Origin of the sequence: Octadecabacter antarcticus 307, assembly GCF_000155675.2 — a bacterium.
Lineage (GTDB): Bacteria > Pseudomonadota > Alphaproteobacteria > Rhodobacterales > Rhodobacteraceae > Octadecabacter > Octadecabacter antarcticus.
The window spans coordinates 3,396,151-3,419,006 of record NC_020911.1 but is presented as its reverse complement, the minus strand read 5'-3'; the positions used below and the strand labels follow the sequence as shown (position 1 = coordinate 3,419,006).

At 55.0% G+C, this 22,856-nt stretch carries 19 protein-coding genes, 1 tRNA gene and 1 pseudogene; 12 read left to right on the top strand and 9 right to left on the bottom strand.

Going from position 1 to position 22,856, the window contains the following annotated elements:
- Window positions 1–108: 108 nt before the first annotated feature.
- Window positions 109–354 (bottom strand): hypothetical protein, encoded by a 246-nt coding sequence (locus tag OAN307_RS17490; RefSeq protein ID WP_051068049.1) that lies wholly within the window; start codon window positions 352–354, stop codon window positions 109–111.
- A gap of 757 nt (window positions 355–1,111) precedes the next feature.
- Here OAN307_RS17490 and OAN307_RS25500 point away from each other — a divergent pair.
- Window positions 1,112–1,588: a BLUF domain-containing protein gene (locus OAN307_RS25500; RefSeq protein ID WP_015500925.1), complete on the top strand. Its 477-nt coding sequence runs from the start codon at window positions 1,112–1,114 to the stop codon at window positions 1,586–1,588.
- A 234-nt stretch (window positions 1,589–1,822) separates the two neighbouring features.
- Window positions 1,823–2,115, top strand: a pseudogene (locus OAN307_RS17480) (transposase); the annotation flags it as partial.
- Window positions 2,116–2,746: 631 nt separating this feature from the next.
- On the opposite strand, the gene OAN307_RS17470 reads toward OAN307_RS17480, so the two are convergent.
- Window positions 2,747–2,820 (bottom strand) — tRNA-Cys (locus tag OAN307_RS17470).
- Between the two features lie 161 nt (window positions 2,821–2,981).
- On the opposite strand from OAN307_RS17470, the gene OAN307_RS17465 reads away from it, so the two are divergent.
- From OAN307_RS17465 to OAN307_RS17455, 3 genes are all read left to right on the top strand, one after another.
- A complete protein-coding gene (locus OAN307_RS17465) occupies window positions 2,982–3,635 on the top strand; it encodes a protein-L-isoaspartate O-methyltransferase family protein (RefSeq protein WP_015500922.1) in 654 nt (217 codons plus the stop codon).
- A 74-nt stretch (window positions 3,636–3,709) separates the two neighbouring features.
- Window positions 3,710–5,086, top strand: coding sequence for a TolC family outer membrane protein (locus OAN307_RS17460; protein WP_044044921.1), 1,377 nt, complete (start codon window positions 3,710–3,712; stop codon window positions 5,084–5,086).
- 76 nt (window positions 5,087–5,162) lie between these two features.
- Window positions 5,163–6,308, top strand: coding sequence for a hypothetical protein (locus tag OAN307_RS17455; RefSeq protein WP_015500920.1), 1,146 nt, complete (start codon window positions 5,163–5,165; stop codon window positions 6,306–6,308).
- A 43-nt stretch (window positions 6,309–6,351) separates the two neighbouring features.
- Here OAN307_RS17455 and OAN307_RS17450 read toward each other — a convergent pair whose 3' ends face one another.
- Window positions 6,352–7,806 carry a cobyric acid synthase gene (locus OAN307_RS17450; protein ID WP_015500919.1) on the bottom strand — a complete coding sequence of 485 codons (1,455 nt, stop codon included), beginning with the start codon at window positions 7,804–7,806 and terminating at the stop codon, window positions 6,352–6,354.
- A 52-nt stretch (window positions 7,807–7,858) separates the two neighbouring features.
- Here OAN307_RS17450 and OAN307_RS30290 point away from each other — a divergent pair, with 52 nt between their 5' ends.
- Window positions 7,859–8,023 (top strand): hypothetical protein, encoded by a 165-nt coding sequence (locus tag OAN307_RS30290; RefSeq protein ID WP_245540885.1) that lies wholly within the window; start codon window positions 7,859–7,861, stop codon window positions 8,021–8,023.
- A 223-nt stretch (window positions 8,024–8,246) separates the two neighbouring features.
- The gene (locus OAN307_RS30285) at window positions 8,247–8,387 is read left to right on the top strand and encodes a hypothetical protein (protein ID WP_015500917.1); all 141 of its coding nucleotides are present in this window, start codon (window positions 8,247–8,249) and stop codon (window positions 8,385–8,387) included.
- Between the two features lie 79 nt (window positions 8,388–8,466).
- Here the strand turns inward: OAN307_RS30285 and OAN307_RS17440 are convergent, their stop codons facing one another.
- Window positions 8,467–8,799, bottom strand: a complete 333-nt coding sequence (locus OAN307_RS17440; protein WP_015494366.1) for a DUF6280 family protein — start codon at window positions 8,797–8,799, stop codon at window positions 8,467–8,469.
- A gap of 225 nt (window positions 8,800–9,024) precedes the next feature.
- Here OAN307_RS17440 and efp point away from each other — a divergent pair, with 225 nt between their 5' ends.
- On the top strand, window positions 9,025–9,588 hold the full coding sequence (gene efp / locus OAN307_RS17435; protein ID WP_015500916.1) for an elongation factor P: 564 nt from the start codon (window positions 9,025–9,027) through the stop codon (window positions 9,586–9,588).
- A 262-nt stretch (window positions 9,589–9,850) separates the two neighbouring features.
- Here the strand turns inward: efp and OAN307_RS25495 are convergent, their stop codons facing one another.
- The 3 genes from OAN307_RS25495 to OAN307_RS17420 all read right to left on the bottom strand — a co-directional run bounded on the left by OAN307_RS25495 (window position 9,851) and on the right by OAN307_RS17420 (window position 13,156).
- On the bottom strand, window positions 9,851–10,072 hold the full coding sequence (locus OAN307_RS25495; RefSeq protein WP_144055612.1) for a transposase: 222 nt from the start codon (window positions 10,070–10,072) through the stop codon (window positions 9,851–9,853).
- A 441-nt stretch (window positions 10,073–10,513) separates the two neighbouring features.
- Entirely contained in the window at window positions 10,514–11,257 is a 744-nt protein-coding gene (ygfZ, locus tag OAN307_RS17425) for a CAF17-like 4Fe-4S cluster assembly/insertion protein YgfZ (protein WP_015500915.1), read from the bottom strand.
- A 9-nt stretch (window positions 11,258–11,266) separates the two neighbouring features.
- A complete protein-coding gene (locus OAN307_RS17420; RefSeq protein ID WP_015500914.1) occupies window positions 11,267–13,156 on the bottom strand; it encodes an ABC transporter ATP-binding protein in 1,890 nt (629 codons plus the stop codon).
- A 148-nt stretch (window positions 13,157–13,304) separates the two neighbouring features.
- Here OAN307_RS17420 and OAN307_RS17415 point away from each other — a divergent pair, with 148 nt between their 5' ends.
- On the top strand, window positions 13,305–14,516 hold the full coding sequence (locus OAN307_RS17415) for a pyridoxal-phosphate-dependent aminotransferase family protein (protein WP_015500913.1): 1,212 nt from the start codon (window positions 13,305–13,307) through the stop codon (window positions 14,514–14,516).
- Window positions 14,517–14,762: 246 nt separating this feature from the next.
- Here the strand turns inward: OAN307_RS17415 and OAN307_RS17410 are convergent, their stop codons facing one another.
- The gene (locus OAN307_RS17410; RefSeq protein WP_044043970.1) at window positions 14,763–15,902 is read right to left on the bottom strand and encodes a pyridoxal phosphate-dependent aminotransferase; all 1,140 of its coding nucleotides are present in this window, start codon (window positions 15,900–15,902) and stop codon (window positions 14,763–14,765) included.
- Between the two features lie 115 nt (window positions 15,903–16,017).
- Between OAN307_RS17410 and OAN307_RS17405 the strand changes: the two genes are divergently transcribed.
- Window positions 16,018–16,188: a Tat pathway signal protein gene (locus tag OAN307_RS17405; protein ID WP_245540884.1), complete on the top strand. Its 171-nt coding sequence runs from the start codon at window positions 16,018–16,020 to the stop codon at window positions 16,186–16,188.
- Here OAN307_RS17405 and OAN307_RS17400 read toward each other — a convergent pair.
- Window positions 16,185–19,349 carry a valine--tRNA ligase gene (locus OAN307_RS17400; protein WP_015500911.1) on the bottom strand — a complete coding sequence of 1,055 codons (3,165 nt, stop codon included), beginning with the start codon at window positions 19,347–19,349 and terminating at the stop codon, window positions 16,185–16,187. The genes OAN307_RS17405 and OAN307_RS17400 overlap by 4 nt on opposite strands.
- Before the next feature lie 152 nt (window positions 19,350–19,501).
- Here OAN307_RS17400 and OAN307_RS17395 point away from each other — a divergent pair, with 152 nt between their 5' ends.
- Entirely contained in the window at window positions 19,502–21,799 is a 2,298-nt protein-coding gene (locus tag OAN307_RS17395) for a xanthine dehydrogenase family protein molybdopterin-binding subunit (protein ID WP_015500910.1), read from the top strand.
- Window positions 21,786–22,850 carry a DUF2235 domain-containing protein gene (locus tag OAN307_RS17390; RefSeq protein WP_015500909.1) on the top strand — a complete coding sequence of 355 codons (1,065 nt, stop codon included), beginning with the start codon at window positions 21,786–21,788 and terminating at the stop codon, window positions 22,848–22,850. The genes OAN307_RS17395 and OAN307_RS17390 overlap by 14 nt, the downstream gene beginning before the upstream one ends.
- Window positions 22,851–22,856 lie beyond the last annotated feature (6 nt).

Genomic DNA, 22,856 nt, shown 5'->3' with positions numbered 1-22,856 from the left:
AAGCCTTGGTATAATGATTGAAGACCAACTATAAATGTAACTAAAAATGCTACTGATACAATTACAAAAGACAGTAAATAGTAGGAGACTGTTGAGTTCATGGTGAGCCTACTTGAGTTTTTCTGTAAGCGTGTATGATGATCTTTGTGCCCCTTCATTATGTTTGATGTAACCCTTATCCACAAGATCTCTTAGTGCACGAAAAAACGCGCTGCGCGACGTGCCGTCCAAAAGTTTGTGTGAACGCAACTTGCCAGTCTCTACAGTTTCGTGTTGTTGCAAAATAAGTGTTACTGCATAGACAATATTTTTCTGTACAACGCCGAGGCTATTAAGCCCCATGTCATCTTCCATGCCACTAAGTAGATTTCGTAATTTGGCTAGGCAGTTAATGTTGGTCATCAATCATTATGCCTTTAATTATGCTCGGTATACTTTTAAATGTATAGGGTATCTTCATCGCAAAGTAGGCATTGACGGCATGCCACACAAGTGTCATGTTGGGACTTAATGGCTTTAACGGTTTGGTTCATTAAATTGGTATAAATGCCCTAAATTTAGGCCTTAGTCTAAGCGTGTTGTTGTATAGATTTGGCTAAGTTGTTTACACAATATTCTCTAATACCGAGAGAATTTTAGAGGAGTAAGCCGTGAACTGCAATTTCTTTAAGTATTTAAGCCTGAGTACATGTGCCTCAACGCTAATAACTCTTGCCGCATGTATGCCAAGTGAAATTAACGGACATATGCCGGATGGTACAAGCCTTAATTTGCAGTTTTAACCAGGTGGTAATGTACTTGATGATCTAGTTATTTTTGAAGTTAAAAATAGATTTGGTACAGCCCAATATCAATTTGATGATCCATTAGGCGACATTATATTTCGGATAAACAGTGGTGAGCGAGTTCAAGCTGAATGTGTCTTGGTAGGTAAGGATATTATTTGAAAAGATGAGTGTAAGCGCTGTGAAACGTATCGTGTTGATTTTTTTAATTATTCCTGAAGGTACAATATTTGTCAAACTAAATTTATTATAGTGTGCACTAAAACTAGGTAAAATTTTGAGCTTATCATAACCATTAAGGAGTGTAGAATTGGGAGAACGGTAGCATGTCAGTAATAAAGCAACTTATTTACGTAAGCCACACCCAGGATGATATGACACTGGATGGCATCAATTCTATTATTGAAATATCGAGGTATAATAATGCTGGCGACGACATAACTGGGCTTCTTATTTACGATAAAAATTTGTTTTTTCAAGTTCTTGAGGGTGACGCCGAAGCGGTAGGGCGTTGTTATGCTCGCATTTGTAGGGACACTCGACATGGATCTCCGTATATCGCGTGGCAAGGTGACGTAAGTAAACGCTCATTCCCGTCGTGGGAGATGGGCTACTGTAAGCCATCTGATCTTGATAAAGATGACGAACATACCGTTCTTGCTCTGACTGATTTGATAGCGAAGGATGTAAAAAGTGAGGGAAGTGATTTACTCATTTCCGTGCTTGTCCGTGTCTTATTTGATGGTACCAAAGGGAGGGATTTGGGTGACGCTAACACATTAAACATTAAGATACCTCTATAAATTGCCCTAAACTTTGCGCTGCGATATAATTGAGCAGTAAACCAGCACAGGAGAATGCATTGATGGCACAGGTGGGTTTCTTCCATCTTTCAGGCCGCTAGTATGAAAAAGACATGGCGCCGAGCATCAATGTGAGGGTACGGAATGGGACATCTTATGAATGTTATAGAATTATTGAGCCCCCCCCCCCTTTGAAGTGGTCCGCCCCTATAGTTAGGAACCGGAGGACCATAAATGGCCATCAAGAGACCCAAGCCTGAAGAGATTATCGTGAAGTTACGGTAGGTTGAAGTTCTAATGGGGCAAGGTATGCCCCGGATTGACGCGATCCGTCAGATCAGTGTGACTGAACAAACCTATTACCGTTGGAAGAAGAAGTACGGCGGAACGGGCACAGAACAACTCAAGGAACTGAAGCGGTTACAGAAAGAGAACGAGCGTCTTCGCCGAGCAGTATCGGACCTTACGTTGGACAAGCTGATCCTAAAGGAGGCTGCATCGGGAAACTTCTAAGCCCTTCGCGTCGTCCCGCTGCCCTCTCATCGTTTGCTTGCAGATGCCGCTTTGTGAGAACTGCTTGGTATGTTTTTGTGTGCGCCAGTGATCAAAAGCGGTCAGCGCAGCCAAGTCAATCTTGTCTATATCTGTGCTGCCAAAGTAGGGCATCAACCAACGTGTCAAAGCTGATATATAGTCTTTGTAAGCCTGCTTACCGTAGCCATCATTCAGTTCGTTTTGCATCCGCTGTACGGCAAACTCTGCAACATGCCTAAATTTGCGTGTTTGGGCGGGCAGCTTGTTTTTGATACGTGCTCGGGTGTCGTAGTAAAGTTCAAGTGCACGCTCTTTAGCTTGCTCCAAGTCTTCCGTCTTCATGCTGCGTACAATGCGCTTGCCGTTGTCTAGCGTCAGCCGCGCATACCAGTTTGCACTGTTTGCACGTTTATCCAGCTTCAACTTTTTGTGCACTTTTATTGTATAAATGCCGTAACTCATCACCAGCCAACGTCGTTAAGTGTCTGTTCAACATACACTAGTTTGAAAGCTGTCATAATCAGAGCAAAAACTGCGGGCGGACTGTGTACGAGTTGTGTACAGAATGGCTAATACTACATCTTGTGTTTTATGGTGTTATTTGAGTAAAAAAACACAATATATTGGAGGCGAGTAGGAGAATCGAACTCCTGTACACGGATTTGCAATCCGCTGCGTAACCACTCCGCCAACTCGCCATCTGTGGTTGGTAGTGCTCTAGCGGCGAATCCGGGGTGGTTCAATAGGATGTTTGGTCGTGGTCCAAATGCGATGCAGGCGGCAACGTAATGGGCCGTTGCGGGGAGGCGGGCGCTGTGGCATCTAAGACTTGTAGATTCTGAACGAAAGAGTTTAGCAAGTGGCTGACTATCAAACCCGTAGAACGACGATGGTGGACACACAAGTGCGCCCATCCGATGTGACCAAATTTCCCATTATTGATGCGTTGCTGAGTGTTGCGCGTGAGGACTATGTGCCTGACGCAAAACGCGAAGCTGCCTATGTCGGCGAAAATGTCGACATTGGTGCAGGTCGTGTGCTGCTTGAGGCGCGCACGCTGGCCAAGATGCTTGAGGCTGTCGATGTGCAGCCTAACGATGTCGTGCTCGACCTTGGATGTGGGCTTGGCTATTCGACAGCAGTTCTCGCACAATTGGCCGATTTTGTCGTCGCCGTAGAAGATGAACCGGACCGGGCGCAAGAAGCACAGCAGAATCTGTCCGATCACGGGGTTGATAACGCGGCCGTATTTGAGGGTGCTTTGGTGGACGGTGCGGCCAAGAATGGCCCATATGACGTGATCATACTTCAAGGCGCGGTTGAACACATTCCCTCAAACCTGCTGGCACAAATTAAAGACGGTGGGCGCATCGTTGCGATCTTTACTGAGGGCGCTTTGGGCGTGGTGCGCATTGGACGCAAGGTTGACGGCGCGGTGAATTGGCGCATGTCGTTTAATGCTGGCGCCCCTATGTTGCCTGGATTTGCTAAAGAAGCCGAATTTACGTTCTGACAGACCCATTCGCCGCATGCGCCGGAACGGACGCTGGCATCTGATTTGATAAGGAATCAACCATGACCGTGACTATGACCAAGATTCTGGGCCGCCTGTTCGCCACGATGTGCCTTTCGCTTACGGTTCTGGGCTCATCAGCGCGTGCAGATTCGCTCGCGGATGTATTGCGCGATGCGTACCACAATTCTGGTCTGTTGGATCAAAACCGTGCGCTGCTACGTGCAGCGGACGAGGATGTGGCGCAGTCGTTGGCAGCCCTACGCACGGTCATCACATGGCAGGCGCAGGCTGTTTACGCGGCGTCCTCCGCCGACCCTTCGTCCAGTAGTTTGTCTGATGATTTGAGTGGGGCAATCTCTGTTACAGCAAGCCTGCTGCTGCACGATGGTGGTGCAAGTGCGCTGGCCACCGAAGTCCAAAAAGAGCTTGTTTTGCAGACTCGTGAGGGTCTGGTCCAAATTGAACAGCAGGTCCTGTTTCGTGCGGTAGATGCTTTTATGAATGTGCGGCGTCAGTCTGAATTTCTTGTCCTGCGGCGCAGTAATGTTGGCGTCATCAGTCAAGAACTGCGTGCGGCGCAGGACCGCTTTGACGTAGGCGAAGTCACCCGTACCGATGTGGCGTTGGCAGAGGCGCGGCGTGCTGCGTCGCAAAGCCAGTTGGCTGCCGCAGAAGGTGCGCTTGTTCAGGCGAACGAAGAATTCCGCGCTGCAGTGGGCCGTGCACCGGGTCGACTGGATGTCGTCAGTCCAGCAGCCGTACAGCAGAATATCGAAGATGCGCGCGCCTTTGCGGTGCGCCGCCATCCGGATGTGATCGGCGCCCAACTCGGCGTTTCCGTGGCTGAGCTAAACATCCGCCGCGCCGAGGCCGCGTTGAATCCTAGACTGAATCTGAGTGGAACAGTTGGCTTGACGGATCAGGGAGACAGTACACAGCAATTGGGCCTGACCTATGGCGGCATGATCTATCAGGGCGGCCAGCTGCAATCGATTATCCGCCAAGCACAGGCGCGCCGCGATGCGTCACGTTCCACGCTCTTGATCACCAGCCAAGGTGTGAATCAGAACGTTGGCAATGCCTATGCCGGTTTGCGCGTCGCCCGTGCCAGCAGTGAGTCGTCCGCCCTTCAAGTCCGCGCTGCGCGGACTGCCTTTCGTGGTGTCCGCGAAGAAGCAACGCTGGGCGCACGCACGACGCTGGATGTGTTAAACGCGGAACAAGAACTGCTCGACGCGCAGGCCAACACGATTTCTGCGCAGGCTGATGAAGTCGTCGCAAGCTACCGCGTTTTGGCGGCGATGGGCCTGCTGACGTCAGATCATCTGAACCTTGGTGTGCAAACCTATGATCCGGCGGCCTACTATAACCTCGTGCGTGAAGCCCCCGCGACCTATTCGCAGCAGGGCCAAGCGCTGGACCGGATTTTACGCTCCATCGGAGAATAGATCAAATCCCGACTATCGGTTGTTTGGAATCGTGTGGCAGGCTAAAGTATGAGTTGAGGCTTAAGCAGGATAAACAATGTCCGATCCAGTAACCAATGTCGAAATCGAGGACGTGCTATCGTCCATCCGCAGGCTTGTCAGCGATGGAGATAAGGCGCGTACGCGTGATCCGGCCCCTATAGTGGCCGACGAAGCGTCAGAACAAGACCTGCCCGAAGACGTTGCCGAAGTCGGCGAATCGATGCTGGATAAATTCGTACTGACCCCGGCGTTCATGGTCGTGGACAACGACACCACGTCCCAAAACGCGATTAAAGCAGAAGAATATCACAGCGCAGAAGACGATGAAGGTTATGAAGACGCCGGTTGGGTCGAAGAAATCAGCGCAGAACAAGATGTGCACCAACCCGAGGCGGTCAAGCCTGATGGTGAGACTGAGGAGAAAGCCGCTGACGTCGCGTCCGTTCGGGTCCCGACCGCATCTGCCTCAGACGCAAATATCTCAACCGATGAAGCTGTGGCTGATGATGATGTCCCCCAATTTGATGGTTTACAACTGACAGATATGGACTGGGTTTCCGCAAACGAGGCGCGCAAAGCAGGCCTTGCAGCCGTCCCAGCCCAAGCGGGTTTCTCCGAAGCCACAGATACAGCCACAGCCAGAGACGACAGCGTTACAACTGCAGGACAAACTCCGGACCGATCCAAGTTGATTGCTTCGATTGCCGAACTCGAAGCCGCAATCACCAATGATGTTCAAGACTTTGAACCTGACGGCAGCGAAGTCGAAGATAAAGTGATGGGTGAAACCATCGCGTGGCCTGGTTCGGTTGTGCGCAGCTTAGATGACGTTCAAGTCGCCGAAGAAGTAGCACAAATAACCCCTGATTTTGAAGCTGAGATTGACGATATCACGATTTCGTTTGAACACCGCAGCGCCGCTGTCGATGCCGCGCCAAAAGACCGTGCGGGTGCAGGCGAAGAGCAAGATTACGACTTTGGCGATGACGAAGGCGATGATGACGACTACGGCGATGATGATTTGGATGGGTTGCTGGACACGGGGAGCGTGTCGCTAGACGAAGATGCGCTGCGCACGCTTGTGTCAGAAGTCGTGCGCGAGGAATTAGCGGGACCTATGGGTGAGCGGATCACCCGCAATGTGCGCAAATTGGTCCGGCGGGAAATTTACCGCATCCTGTCGAGCAAAGAATTCGAATAGACCAAGCTGCGGGCCGCCTTGCCAAAGGAGATCGTCACGCCGCCTAAGGGATAGTTTCGGCCAAGCCTAAAATGGCCGTGACATCCAAATGGGTCTCAAGATGGTGCGCCAACGCATCAAGCGTCGCATCCACGCCGGCGTCGTAGTTCACTGATTGCACCGGCGCACCGATACCCGCCATAAACGAGGCGCGAAACCCGTCTGCGGCGAAAAGCCCGTGCAGATAGCAGCCCTTTATCCGCCCATCAACACTCGCGGCGCCTTCAGAGCGACCATCCAGCGCCAGCCAGCCGTTGGCGCGATCCGGACCAACGGTGTCACCGATGTGGATTTCGTAGCCTGACACGGTGTCGCCCGTCGCGTCATAGGTCGCATTGCTTAGATTTAACCGCTTATGCGCTGACATGGTGGTCGTGACATCCAACAGGCCAAGCCCGCGTACACGACTGGCGGGCCCCTCAATTCCATCTGGATCTGCGATCTCACGGCCAAGCATTTGATAGCCACCACATATACCCAACACATGCCCGCCGCGCCGCACATGGGCCAGCAGGTCCGTATCCCACCCTTGGGCACGAAAATGTGCAAGATCGGCAATCGTCGATTTGGACCCGGGGATTAGCACAAGATCTGCATCACCGGGCAGGGGGCGTCCGGCCTCAATGATTTCAACGGTGACATCGGGCTGGGCCGCAAGCGGGTCAAGATCGTCGAAATTTGCAATCCGGTTCAGACGCGGCACGACGACCTTGATGGCACCGCCTTTGCGCGTTGCGATGTCCATCACGTCTTCGGCGGGCAATTTCCAAGCGTCATCAAACCAAGGCACGATGCCGATTGGCAGCCAGCCAGTGTGATCTGTGATCGCGCTCATGCCGTCGGCAAACAGGGATGGATCGCCGCGAAATTTATTGATCGCGAATGCCTTGATGCGGGCGCGGTCGGCGTCGGGCAGGATCACATCTGTGCCAACCAATTGCGCAATGACGCCACCACGATCGATGTCCCCGACAAGAATAACTGGGCAACCTGCGGCTTCGGCAAATCCCATATTGGCGATGTCGCCTGCCCGCAGGTTGATCTCAGCGGGGGAACCCGCGCCTTCGATCAAAATCAGGTCGTGCGCGTTTGCGAGGCGGTGATAACTTTCCAAAACCTTTGGGATCAGATCGGCCTTTCGGGTCCCGTATTCCCGCGCTTTCATGGTCGCGAAACGCTTGCCCTGCACAATGACTTGCGCGCCGACGTCAGTTTCGGGTTTCAATAACACAGGGTTCATATCCGTGTGCGGTTCCAACCCGCAGGCGCGCGCTTGCAGTGCTTGCGCACGGCCAATTTCACCGCCGTCCGACGTAACGGCCGCGTTGTTGGACATGTTCTGCGGCTTAAACGGGGCGACGGACAGCCCGCGTTTGACGGCGGCACGGCACAGCCCTGCCACCAACATGGATTTCCCCACATTGGACCCGGCCCCTTGGATCATTATTGCCTTCGTCATGGCGTTCCTCCACGCTACTTCTTTAGGCAGGCGAGACGTCCGAGGGAAGAGCATGAACACACCAGCGCACCTGATTTTCGGGCTGGCGGTCTTTGGCAAAGCTGATGCATCCAAAGTGACGGCGGCGGCATTGGCGGGTGCTGGGCACGGATCCGAAAATCGTCTTTGGGCAACTGTATTTCTCAGATACTTGGCAAAGCATCTTTTGGGTCGATAACTCGATTATCCTGTGGGGGATAGGGTTGGGTTTGGCGCTCGCGCTTCGATCAAGGTGGGCGATTGCGCTTTGTTGCGCGGCATTGTTGCATCTTGGCCTTGATCTTATGCTCCATCATGATGACTGATGGGCGCATTTCTAGCCGATCAGCAATTGGAAATTTTAAAGTCCCGTCAGCTATTGGGATCGTAATCATCATGCCGTGATTGCCGGGCCGATGGAGATGATCGCATCACTTGGCTTCTACACAGTTGCAATGTTGCGGTTCAGAGGGTGGCGCATGCGTCCATTGATCTTGCTGTTGGGCGCGGCACAGGCTGCGGTCTTTTACGTCTGGATGTTCGTCTTTGCCCAAGGCGGTTAGTGACAAAAGAAAACGCGACCCCGAGCAGAGGGCCGCGTTTTTTCTTTGTAGGCTATCGGCAGACAAAACGTGGGGCAGGTTAAGCGGCGCGGACTTCTTGATCCGCGGCTTCGGCCACTGCGCGACGTTCGCTTTCTTCACGTGACAAAGCCACAGATGTGCGCACCCCTTTGCCAACGAAGTCCATCAGACCTGTCACGACGCGTTCGTTGGGGTCGATACCGGCGCAGGAAAGAACTTCGCGACCATCGCGGGACCGTGCCCAGCGTGCGATCTGTTCAGGCCCGTTGCCATACTTCTTATCGTCCGCAATCGCATCATCCAACGCGGCCAATACCACTGCCGCAAAAAGCTTGCGGGCGCGATTGCCTTGTTCATTGTTAAATGCTGTGCCATCGACGAAATCTCGCATATTCGGTCCTTGTTCTATTTTTGCCCTTGTAGCTGGCAGTTTGTGCAATATGCCTGTTTCGAACCGATTCGGGGGTCCTTATTTGGAATGGCAGCTATGCGTTTATGGCATGGCTCGATCAATCTGTAAACAGTATCTGGTTGGCTTGCGCGGTGCCTCGTCTCAAGATATAGAGCTCGTCAACTACACTACAACCTTTTGACATCGTTTGGACACATTTGGGTTATGGCAAAAATTAACGGTAACGAAATCCGCATCGGAAACGTCCTTGAACATAATGGCGGTCTGTGGGCCGCGGTCAAAGTCGACCATGTCAAACCGGGCAAAGGCGGTGCTTTTGCACAAGTCGAAATGCGGAATTTGCGCAACGGTTCCAAACTAAACGAACGCTTCCGGTCCGCCGACAAAGTCGAGAAGGTCCGTTTGGAGCAGAAAGATCAACAATTCCTTTACGAGACCGATGGAATGCTGACGTTCATGGATATCGAAACCTACGAGCAGATCGAACTGCCTGCAGAATTGCTTGGCGATTGCCGCCCGTTCCTGCAAGACGGCATGATCGCTGTGATCGAATTCCACGAAGAAGAGGCATTAAATGCGCGTTTACCGCAGAAAGTGACCTGCAAGATCGTCGAGACGGAACCTGTTGTGAAGGGTCAGACTGCCGCCAATTCATTCAAGCCCGCCATTCTGGACAACGGCGTGCGCGTGATGGTGCCGCCGTTTGTAGGCCAGGACGAAGATATCGTCGTCAACACCGAGACAATGGAATACTCAGAACGCGCTTAGAGCGCGATGGAATACTCAGAACGCGCCCAGAGTATCCGTCTGGATCAAGAGCTGTTTGGTGACTATTTCCTATCTGCTTTGATAAGCGCGGTTGCCATTTCGATGAGAGTGCCGTTAGGGCGAGTTTGGTCGGTTTTCCTGCAGCAATCATGGCTTGGTACTTTCGAGCAAGGTCTGGGTTGTGGCGTACAGCAAAGAGAGCTGGCATGTAGGGCGCCCCTCGCAGGAATTTGCGCCCCCCTTGGATGAAGGCCTTACCGTTCTATTTTCCGGAATGTTGTGTCATCGGAGCGACGCCTGCCAAACTCGCGGCCTGCTTACGCCCCAATGTGCCAATCTCGGGGCATTCAACCAAGATGGCCACTGCGGCAACCTCACCAATACTTGGAATCGAACGCAGGATGTCATGCTCACGGGGGCTGTGCGCACAGTGGCAAAGCATCGTTTTCAATTCGACCTCAAGGGCTGTGAGCTGGCGTTCCACTTGCCCCAGTCGCGCTTTGATTTGGCGGCGCGTAAAAAGCACGGTCTGAGTTTTGATTCGGTCAGCAGGCGGGTTCTATCTCTAACCAACGACATGCGCGCGATCTGCAATTTTCTGAGTTTGTCTAGGATAAGATCAAAGCCAACCCCATCATTGCGAGGATCAGGCCCTATACGAAGACGATGGTTGATCTGTCTCTAAGACGGTCTGTCAAACTAAGCCCGATGCGATCCAATCACTGCCGGCGCACGCTATGTTCGGCGTGGCAGGCACTTGCGCGCTCTTCGCATGAGCCCCAAGATCTTCACAAGACAAGCACGATGGAATATTCAGAACGCGCTCGATTGCCTGATGTGCAGATCCGTTGGGGACTATATGTTTCGATACGGAAGGAGCCTCGGGCGGGGGTATTTTTGAGACAAAGGCAGGGTAAAGTTAGGGTTAAGTGCGACGCAAAGTTGCGCCACCTGCCTGCATGTCGCCCGTCGCGCGATCAAAGCGCAGGTGCGCAAGCGCGAGGCCGCCAGATTGCGTGTAAAGTGTGCCAGCGGGTCTGCCGTTGGTGGTGATTTCGGTTCCCATTGGAAACTTGGCGGGGGCTACCCCAGAGATCGACACCTGCGCGAGACCTTTTTTCAGCTCTGTTTTGTGTTTCATCCGCGCAGCGATTTCCTGACCGACGTAGCAGCCTTTGCGAAAATCAACGCCATTCAGACGCTCAAATCCGGCTTCAAGGATGTAGGTTTCGGGCGTCAGTTCAATGCCGGTTTCCGGGATTACGTGTGCCACGCGCAGCGCATCCCAATCCGTGTCGTCACTTTGGTCGGTGGCTGCGATCAGACGCCACCCAAGGGCTGCATGGCGCGGGTCGGGCAGAGCACTGTTGGGCGCCGTACCCGTGCCACGTGACACTAACAGTGGCGCCTCTGCGATCTGCACGTCCGAACGCAAACGGTACATGGTCAGACGCTGTGCCAGCATCGCCGCATGGGACGTGGCGACATCAATCAACAACGCGCCGTCTTGCGCGGTGACAAAGAAATCCGCGATGTATTTGCCCTGTGGTGTCAGAAGTGCTGCGTAAACAAGGCCGCCGCTGGTCTTGGCCACATCATTCGTGATCAACCCTTGCAGGAATTCAACGGTATCGGGGCCGGACAAACGAATAAGGGTGCGATTAATCATAATTGTTACCTAATGTCGTTCGGGGCGATTGAACAGACGCGCAAGCCAGGATTGTGGCCGCGCGTTCGATTTAGCGGCTATAGTTTGCTTGCGGGGGCGGTTTTTGCCGTCGATCACCTGTTTACCGTCGCGAAACTGCAAGCGGTACAGATCGGCATAAAGCCCACCACGTGCGAGCAGGTCCGTGTGTGTGCCTTCATCAACGACACGGCCCTTGTCTATCACCACGATCTTGTGCGCGTTCTGAATCGTCGACAGGCGGTGCGCGATCACAAGGGTCGTGCGTCCCATTGCAAGACGGTCAAGGGCACCTTGCACGATGGTTTCTGATTTAGTGTCCAGGGCGCTGGTCGCTTCATCCAGCAACAGGATCGGTGTATCGCGCAGCAGGGCGCGCGCAATGGCGACGCGTTGGCGCTGACCACCTGATAGGTTCGATCCGCGCGGTCCTGCAGGACTGTCGAGGCCGGCAGGCAGTTTAACAAGGAAATCGGCGACATGGGCATCATCGAGCGTCGCGTTCAGGACATCGTCCGTGATAGCTGTCTTACCCAGCAAAATGTTGTCGCGCAGGGTTTCGTCAAACAGCGCCGCGTCTTGTGACACAGTTGACACAAGGCTGCGAAGGTCCGTAAGCGCTAGGGTGTTGATCGGCGTGTCATCCAAGCTGACACTGCCTGATTGTGGTTCCACAAGACGGGTCAACACATTGAACAACGTGCTTTTGCCAGCGCCAGATGCACCCACCAGAGCAGTCGTTTGGCCCGCTTGCGCCGTAAACGTCGCGCCGTTGAGAACGGGCAGATCACCGTAACTGAGTGAGACATTGTAAAAGCTGATCTTTGGCGCGTTTACGGGGATCGCCACAGGGTCGTTGGGGGAGAGCAAAGTTGGCTGTGCGTCAAATAGATCGAGCAAGCGGTCAATCGCAGCGGCGGCAGCTTGCCACAGGCCGGTCAGGTTGCCCAGACGACGCAGAGGGTCAAACGCGATGGCCATGGCGGTGAAGAACGCCATGAATTCGCCGACTGTTTTCTGCCCGTCAATGATCTGATTGCCGCCGTATAACAGCACGGCGAAGAACCCGAGGCCTGCCATGATATCCACTAAGCTCGGGATCATCGCCTGACCGAACGCGGCCTGCGTCTCGGTGCGCACACGGCGACTTGTCAGGGCCTCATACCGCTTCCCTTGGTAGTCTTCTAAACTGTTGAGTTTTATGGGGTTTATGCCGTGAAATACCTCATCCAGTCGGGTGGACATATCGGCTGCAACCTCGCGTGCCGCGCGAGCTTTATGGCGTACATAGCCTTGGATTGCAAAGGATGGCAGCACCAGAATGGGGATGCCAATCAAAGCAATAGCGGTCCAAACCCAATCGACCCACAGCGCCACCGAAAATAGTGCGACAACCGCGACCATATCGCGGCCAAGGCCGGTGATCAGCCCCGTCCAAACGCCCCCCAACGCCTGCACATCGCCCTGCACCCGTTCGATCAACGTGCCAGGGGGGTGGGCCTGATGGAACGCTGTGTCCAGTCGCATCAGGTGGCGCAAAAGGTCGGTGCGAATGTCTGCCGCGCTCTGCTCTGCGATCCGTTTGAGGATCACGCGCTGGGTGAGGGACGTCACCGCGCGAACCATGAAAAGCGCCAGAATGACCGTACCAATGATCCAGACTGCCCCCTGTTGACCGCCGATAAAGACGTTATCAAACATCGGCTGCATCATGTAACTCAGAACGCCAAATGTGGATCCCTCGATGACCATCAATGCCACTGCGACCAACAACAACACGATGTGGCGGCGCAAATAATTACCCCACAGCCACTGGAACATAGCGCGACTTGTGCGTTCAGATTTCGCGGCAGGCGCGGGCGTTTGGGCGGGGTCGGTCATTGCGGTTCCGTCTTCAATTTACCTACTTCTAGGCGCTATTGAACACAGGTGAAAGGTGCTGGCATGTTCAGGATCGCCTGTCCGCCATTGACGCTGCATTTTCGCAAGATAATGTCCGCCTGACACCATTCATTTAAGGACGCACAACATGTTTGCCAATGGTTTGACGTATCTCGCAATTCCGGGGCCGTCTGTGATGCCGGACCGTGTGTTGCGCGCGATGCACCGCGCGGCGCCCAACATCTATACGGGTGAGCTTCATGATGTGACGCGCAGCCTTTTTCCAGACCTGAAGGCGGTTGCTGGAACGCGCCACGACGTGGCCATCTACGTTGGCAACGGCCACGGTGTCTGGGAAGCGGCGTTGTCGAATATCCTCAACGATGGCGACACAGTTCTGGTCCTCGCGACGGGACGGTTCTGCGTCGGTTGGGGCGAGATGGCTCAGGGGCTGGGTGCCGCGGTTGAAACAATTGACTTTGGCGACAGCGACGCTGTTGACCTTGCGCAGGTTGAGGCCGTGTTGAAAGCCGACACAACTGGGCGCATCAAGGCGGTGTTGACGGTTCTGGTTGATACATCAACCGGAGTTCTGAATGATATCAAAGGCGTACGCGCGACTATGGATCGTGCAGGCCACGGGGCATTGTTGATGTGTGACGCCATCGCGTCGCTGGGGTGCGACGAATATCATATGGACGATTGGGGTGTGGATATCACCGTCGCCGCCAGCCAAAAGGGTTTGATGACACCGCCGGGTATCGGGTTTGTCTGGTTCAATAACAAGGCAGACGCGGTGCGTGAAACCGCCAGTCGCGTGTCGAAGTATTGGGATTGGCGGCCACGTGTTGTGGGCGATGAATACTGGAAATTTTTTGATGGGACCGCGCCGACGCATCACATTTACGGGCTGCGCGAAGCGCTCGATATGATCAATGACGAGGGGCTGCAAAATGTTTGGGCGCGCCATGACGGGTTGGCCCATGCGATCTGGGCGGCCACTGATGTGTGGTCATCGGCGGGGCCGATGCAGATCAACGTGGCCGACCCCGCGGCGCGGTCGCGTGCGATCACGTCTTTGCGGCTCGATGAGGGTCAGGGCGACGTGCTTCGGGCATGGTGCGAGGACAATATGGGCGTGACATTGGGCATCGGTTTGGGCCGCTCCCCCGCCAGCGCATTCTTTCGCATCGGACACATGGGCCACGTCAATGGCCATATGGTGTTGGGGTTCCTTGGTACGATCGACGCAGGGCTAAAGGCGTTGGGCATTCCCCACGGCGCAGGCGCATTGGAAGCGGCATCGCAGGTGTTGGCCGATCTAACCCGTGCAGGCGGCACGAAGCCGCGCAGCACGTAGGCGGATCAAGCCGTCGATCAGTGCTGCGCACAACAGGACCCATATGAACCCCTTGGCGGCCGCCAGTGTGAAAAATGCCATGAATAACAAAAGACCTGCGGTGATCAAAACGCGTCAGTGTAATTTTCGTCACTTTTATAGGTTTTGCGCATGGCATGCTCCTGTAGTGTATCAGTCCAATTTTGACGGCTGTCCGTAAAATATCACTTAAGTTTTTTGTGAACCTGATCCGTGCAAGGCTTTGCCCTAGCATCTGCCCAAGGCTTGGCCAGATGCTAGGGCCAGCGCTTTGGGCAATGCCTTGGCAACCAGCGTCATGTCTTTTGGGGTTCCACATGAAATCCGGATGCAGCGATCTTGTGGTGTGACGAACGGCATGCGCACAAATATCCTCATTTCGATCAAGGCGCTCAGAACTGAACGGGCAAACGCGCCATCCTGCCCACAATCAATGGTAACAAAATTTGTGGCGGATGGGATCGCCGTCAATCCGTTGTCTTCCGCGATCTGGTAAAGCGTTTGCCGCGCCGCTTCGACCTTGTCGCACACATCAGCCAGCCAGTCCTGATCTGCCAATGCCTCAAGCGCGCCAGCTTGGGAAATCCGGCTCATCCCGAAGTGATTGCGCACGCGGTTGAACGCCGAAATCAACGTCTTATGGCCCACAGCGTAGCCGACCCGCGCGCCGGCCAAGCCGTACCCCTTTGAGAACGTGCGCAGCCGGATCACCCGCGCATCATTGGTATTGATCGCGGGCGCCGTTCCTTGTGGTGCAAGTTCGACATACGCCTCATCGAGCACCAAAAGACAGCCGTGCGGCACGTTTTCGATCATCCGCTGGATCGTCGCGCTGCTGTGCCATGTGCCCATCGGATTGTCGGGATTAGACATATAAATCAGCTTCGCGCCGACCTCTCGTGCTTTGGCGATCAGCTGTTCTGGGTCTTCAAAATCAGCGGTATACTTAACCTCGTGGATCACGCCACCATAGCCAGTCACATGGTAGTTGAACGTCGGATACGCGCCAAGGCTGGTCACGACTGGCGTATCTTTGGTCACGGTTAACCGCGCGATGCTATCCAGAAGTCCGTCAATGCCCGCGCCGACGACAATCTCGCTCGGATCTATTGTGTGGTGGGTGGCGAGGGCCATGCGCAAATCGTGGCTTTCGGGATCACCATACATCCACGAATCTTTGACAGCCATGCGCATGGTGCGGATTGCCTTTGGTGATGGTCCAAACACGCTTTCGTTGGCGCCAAGTCGCGCTTTGAACGGTGCACCTGCGCTGCGCTCCTGCGCTTCGGGCCCGATGAAGGGGACTGAGGTTGGCAGCGATGCTGCAAGGGCGGTCAGGCGGGGGTCGTTTTCTGTGTTTTTGTTCATGGGAGGAGTCTGCGGTCTTCCTTTCCCTTTGAAAAGGGTTAACGCGGCCGCCACGTGCAATAAAGGACAAAATTTCACACGCAAACGCACGATACGCCTTACACGCAGGGGTTTGATGGCAACAACTGGTGCTGCCTTAGGAGCACGCGGGATCGCCCCATTTGCGCGCAGTGGGTCCGGTCGCCGTATCCTGACGCTGGTTTATGACAAATCGCTCTCCATGCTGCGTGCGGTTGGGCGCGTGGTGTATTCGACAACGCGCCCATTATGGACGCCCCGAATTTAGATTTCGTTAAGCTGCACCAAAGCGGCTGACAGTTGCGCGATTTCTTCTTCCCGCAGCGCTAGATTTGCGCGGGCTTCGTCGACAACTTCGGTGGTCGCATTTTGCGCGAATTTCGGGTTTCCCAGACGCCCACGCAAACCGCCAGCCTCTTTTTCAACTTTGCCCAATGACTTGGTAATACGGGCTTTTTCGGCGTCTACGTCGATGATGTCGGCCAGCGGCAATGCAAATATCGCGCCCTTTGTGCCGACGGTCAGAGACCCCTTTGGTGCATCGCCTTCCGTCAGGCTATCGACCCGCGCCAGACGCTTGATCAAGGCTTCATTGTTGGCCCAAGCTGTACGCGCGTCTGCATCCGCTTCGGTCTGGATCAGTGGCACATAAAGACCCGCCGGCACGTTCATCTGTGCGCGGGTTGATCTAATGTTTTCGATGATTTGGATAACCCACGACATTTCAGCGTCCGCCTGATCGTCCACCAGGCCTGCGGAAATTTCGGGCCAGTCTTGATGCGTCAGTAAGGTGTCGTTGCCCATCAATGCCCATAATTCTTCGGTGATGAACGGCATAATCGGATGCAAAAGCGTGACGCATTGCGACAGAACCCAGTTCATAACCTGTTGAGTTTCCTGCTTTTCTGCGTCCGTACCATCCATCAACAGCGGCTTTGACAGTTCAACATACCAATCGCACACCTTGCCCCAGACGAATTTATAAAGCGCGTCCGCGGCGTCGTTAAAGCGGTAGGTATTTAAGGCGTCATTCACCACAACCAGCACCTTTGCGGTCTCACCGATGATCCATTTATTGACCGATTGGGTGGGTGGCACATCGTGTACACAGGCTGTGCACTGGCTGTACATACCGAAGGCACCGTTCATTTCTGCGAACCGACAGGCGTTCCACAGTTTGGTGCCAAAATTGCGGTAGCCCGCGATGCGCTGCATGTCGAGTTTCAGCGCCCCACCAAGGGACGCCATCGCGGCATTGGTGAACCGCAGCGCGTCGGCGCCGTATTCGTCGATGATATCAAGCGGGTCGATGACGTTGCCGGTGGATTTCGACATCTTCTTACCCTTGGCATCGCGCACGAGGCCGTGGAGGTAGATGGTTTTGAACGGCACTTGGTTCACGACGGCCAGCTGCATCATCATCATGCGGGCGACCCAGAAAAACAGGATGTCCTGTCCGGTGATCAGATCAGAGGTGGGGAAGTATTTTTTCAGCGCGTCGGTGTCTTCGGGCCAGCCGAGTGTGCCGATGGGCCAAAGGCCGGAGGAGAACCATGTGTCGAGGACGTCTGGATCGCGCCACATTGGTAGTGAGTCGTACTCGCTATCGTCTCGCAGCACCCAAGCTTGGTTTTGAAGCCAATCGCCGGGATCGCCATCCAGTTCTACGAAATTCTTTGGGACAAAGTTCATCCGTTCCTGCCAAACCTTGGAAATCTGTGCTTGAGCCTCCTCTAAACTGGCTGCACAGAAATCCATTGTTAGCATTCCGCCGGGTGTGAGCTTGCCGCCCATTGCTTCCTCGTCATACTTGTTTTCATCAAGGAATTTCTTGGCTTTCTCTCGCGAAATACCGTCGCCGACACCAACTCTCCATGTCCCTACTTGACCTTCAAGCGTGGGGACCATTGCTGTCCAAACCGGAATCTGGTGTCCCCACCACAACTGGCGTGAGATGCACCATGGTTCGATGTTTTCCAGCCAATGGAAGTAGGTTTTCTTGCCCGAGTCCGGCATGATTGTGACCGTGCCGTCGCGCACCGCGTCCAGCGCTGGGCCGACAATTTTGTCGGTTTCCACGAACCATTGATCAGTCAGCGCAGGTTCGATGACGACGCCTGATCGGTCGCCAAACGGCTGCATGATTTTCTTGGCTTCGACGTAGGGCACGGTTTCGGTAATCTCGCTCTCAACGCCCTCATCATCCTTAATCTTGCGGGTGACGTCGTGCATCACGGCGAGGCCGTCGGCGGTGATATCGGCCACAACTGCATCGCGGGCTGCAAAACGATCCATGCCACGATAGGCGTCTGGCACAAGGTTCATCGCGGCGATCATCGCTTCGTCAAATTCGGTGTCACCACTGGCGATGGATTGCGCGACTGCGGCTTCGTCTGCGTAGGGTTTGCCATCGCTGCGCATCGCACCGCGTGTGTCCATCAGCGCGTACATCGGGATGCCGTTTCGTTTGGCGACCATGTAGTCGTTGAAGTCATGCGCGCCGGTGATTTTCACCGCACCTGAGCCGAAATCCATATCCGGGTAGTCGTCAAGGATGATCGGGATTAGGCGACGGGATTCTTTTGGACCAACCGGAATTTCACATAGTTTTCCGATCAGTGGCGCGTACCGTTCATCCTTTGGATTGACGGCCACAGCGCCGTCCCCAAGCATGGTTTCGGGCCGTGTTGTGGCGATTGAGATATAGTTTCGCTTTTCGCTAAGTGTTACGTTTCCGTCCGCGTCTTTTTCGATGTAGTCATAGGTTACGCCGTCCGCGAGCGGGTATTTGAAATGCCACATATGGCCGTCGACTTCGATATTTTCGACCTCAAGATCGGAAATCGCGGTTTCAAAGTGCGGGTCCCAATTGACCAGACGTTTGCCGCGATAGATCAGGCCTTTGTTGTACATTTCAACAAAGACTTTGATGACGGCGTCGTGGAAATTCCCTTGCGCTGATGCGGGCGCACCGGGGGCGCCGGACATGGTGAATGCCTCGCGGTCCCAGTCACACGACGCACCAAGGCGTTTGAGCTGATTGATGATCTGGCCACCGGATTCGGCCTTCCAGTCCCAGACCTTTTCGAGGAACTTTTCGCGCCCCATTTCGATGCGTTTGGGCTGCCCCGTTTCGGCCAGTTGCCGTTCCACCACCATTTGCGTGGCGATGCCCGCATGGTCGGTTCCCGGCTGCCAAAGCGTGTCGAACCCGCGCATCCGATGCCAGCGCACCAGAATGTCCTGCAAGGTGTTGTTGAACGCATGGCCCATGTGCAAAACGCCGGTGACGTTGGGCGGCGGGATCATGACGCAGTAGGTGTCGGGGCGCGACGCATTTGCGCCTGCTTTGAAGGCGTCTTCGGACAACCAGCGGTCGGTGATGCGGGCCTCGGCCTCACTCGCGTCGAATTTCTTTTCCATTGGCATGGTGTGCGGCCCCTTTGTTTGGGCGTGAAATAACCGAGCGGGGCGTGAAGGGGAAGGGGCCAAGGTTAGGGCCAAGGTTAGGGCCAAGGATAGGGGTAGACGCGCCCGTCCTGCAGTCTAGGATTTAACGTGAGGTTACAGGAGCGAGGCACATGGAAAAGTTTGGAAAATCCCAATCGGTCAAACGGGTTGAGGACGTTCGTTTTCTAAACGGTACCGGGCGGTATGTGGATGATATTGTGCCTCAGGGGGCGCTGCGGGCCTATGTGCTGCGATCAACCGTCGCCCACGGGGAGATCACGACGCTGGACATCGCTGAGGCGCGCGCAGCAGACGGGGTGCACATGGTGGCGACGTTGGCGGACCTTGAAGCCGTAGGGCTGCACGTCGCGATGAATGCCAACATCATCAACAACAGCGACGGCACGAAAGCCGCAGCCCCCGAACGCCCGATCTTGGCGCGGGGCCGTGTGCGGTTTGTCGGGGAACCCGTGGCGTTCGTTGTTGCCGACACATTGGCGCAAGCGCGCGATGCGGCCGAAATGATCGAACTGGATTTTGACGATCTGGATGTCCACATGGCGTTGGCACCCGGTGGGCCGCCATTGCATCCCCAAGCGCCGGACAATGTGGCGTTTGACTGGTCGATGGGGGACAACGCGGCGGTGGATAAAGCACTGGCAAGTGCTGCGCATGTGATCGAAGTGCCCGTGCACGACAACCGCATCATCGTCAATTCAATGGAGCCGCGCGGCTGTTACGCGGAACCCGAAGGCGCGCGTTTACACGTTAGCGTCAATGGTCAGGGCGTTTGGGCACCGCGAGATTCAATCGCGCAAGCGTTGCGGATGGACACCGCGGATGTGCGTGTCACCACCCCCGATGTTGGTGGTGGGTTCGGCATGAAGGCGATGGATTACCCCGAAACATTCCTGTGTGCCCACGCAGCAAAGGTTTTGGGCCGTCCTGTGGCGTGGATGTCGGATCGATCAGAGGCGATGCAAAGCGACAATGCGGGGCGCGATCTGGTCAGCACTGCGACGTTGGGATTTGATGCAAATCATCGTTTAGTCGCCTACAAAGTCGATACAATTGCCAATCTGGGTGCCTATAATTCCCAAGCTGGGCAACTGATCCAGACGGCGTTTTTCAGTAAGGTTCTGCCGGGTGTTTATGATGTGCAGGCTGTGGCGATGCGCACTGTTGGGGTCTACACGAACACCACGCAGGTCGACGCCTATCGCGGTGCAGGGCGACCCGAAGCGATTTATGTGCTGGAACGCAGCTTAGATCACGCGGCCCGCGAAATGGGTGTGGACCCTTGGACGTTGCGGCAGCGCAATTTCATCAAACCCGACCAGTTTCCGTATATGTCCGCCACGGGCCAGCCCTATGACGTGGGCGATTTCGAACGGGTGTTGGCGCGTGTCACGCGTGAGGCAGACCGCGATGGGTTTGCCGAACGCCGCGTGGCGTCTGCGGCGGCGGGCAAATTGCGCGGAATCGGTCTGTGTTACTATATCGAAAGCATTCTGGGCGATTCTAGCGAAACGAGCCGTGTGGATTTCAACAAGGATGGAACGGTGTCAATATTCGTCGGCACGCAAAGCAACGGACAGGGCCACGAAACTGTCTTTGCGCAGTTCTTGGCGGATCAAACGGGGATTCCTGCGGATCGGATCGCAGTTGTGCAAGGCGATTCTGATTTGATCGCCACGGGCGGTGGCACAGGTGGGTCGCGGTCCGCCACCGTGCAAAACACCGCGACACTGGCCGCCGTAGACATGATGATTAACGGGTTTTCGGCGTTCCTTGCGCAAGGTGAAGGCGTGCCCGCAACGGACGTGTCGTTCGATGATGAGCGTTTCCGTGTTAATGGATCAAACCTGACACCCACCATGCTTGACGTGGCGGATATGGCGCGCGACGCAGGGCGAGATGACCTGTTGAGTGTGTCAAAACGGATCACACTTGACCAGCGCAGTTACCCCAATGGTGCCCATGTTTCAGAGGTTGAGATTGACCCAGAGACAGGTGTTGTCACTGTCGAACGTTACACAGTGATTGATGATTTTGGAAATCTTATCAACCCGATGCTGGTTGAAGGGCAAGTACATGGCGGGGTCGTGCAGGGCATTGGTCAGGCGCTGTTTGAACGGGTTGTTTATGACGAAGACGGCCAACTGCTCACTGCATCGTTCATGGACTATGGGATGGCGCGCGCCGACGATGTCCCGATGATGTATTTCGACACAGAGGGCACGCCGAGCCGGTATAATCCGATGGGCATGAAGGGCTGCGGTGAGGCGGGCACGGTCGGCGCATTAGCCGCCATCACAAACGCGGTGCAAGACGCGGTTTGGGATCTTGGCGTGCGCGATGTGCAGATGCCGTTCACGCCGCACCGCGTCTGGCAGATGTTGCAAAGGGGCAGTGATGCGTCTGCGTAATTGGGTCCAATTCCTGATCGGACGCGGGCGGCAGCACGAGACGGCTGGTGTACGACACCGTGGCCCCGCCACCCATGTGATTATCCTTGATGGGACGATGTCGTCGTTAGACGTTGGCTTTGAAACTCATGCAGGGCAGCTGTACAAACTGTTGCGAGAGGCAAGTGGGGGCACCAAACGCGCAGACAACCTGACAATTTATTACGAACCCGGTATTCAATGGACTGACTGGGGAGAGACGCTGGACGTGATGGAAGGGCGGGGCATCAATCGCCAGATCAAACGGGCGTACGGTGTCTTGGCGACGCGCTACCAGACTGGGGATCGCATCGTTTTGTCAGGTTATTCCCGCGGGGCCTATGCTGTGCGTTCGCTTGCGGGGGTGATTGATCTGGTCGGGCTGGTGAAAACCGACTGTGCGACGGAACGCAATATACAACTGGCTTACCGCCATTATCGGCGTGGTGGGCGTGGCTTGGCAGCTGAGGCATTCCGCAAACGCATGTGTCATTCAGTCGTTGTGATCGAGGCAGTGGCGGTTTGGGACACGGTCAAAGCGCTTGGCGTGCGGTTGCCGATCCTTTGGCGGTGGTCCAACATCGAACATGCCTTTCACAACCACGCGCTGGGCGCGTCGGTGCGCCACGGGTTTCATGCCTTGGCGTTGGATGAAAAGCGCGAAGCGTATGCGCCAGTGCTTTGGGCCTGTCCCCCAGGGTGGGCCGGTAAAATGGAACAAGTCTGGTTTCCGGGAACCCACGGCGACATCGGTGGGCAGATCAGTGGGTATGAACCCGCGCGCCCCTTGGCCAACCTGTCGCTGGTCTGGATGTTAGAACGTCTGGCACGCTGCAAAATCCCATTGCCTGATGGATGGGCCGAACGGTTCCCCACGAATGCAACGGCCCCATCATCGGGTCAGTGGCGTGGTTGGTCTAAGCTGTTCTGGTCGCGCAAGGCGCGGGTGGTTGGGTGTGACTTGTCCGAGTGTCTACACCCTAGTGTCACCAAGAACCGAGCCGATCACACCAAGATCGTGCAGCCAAATTGAACCCAA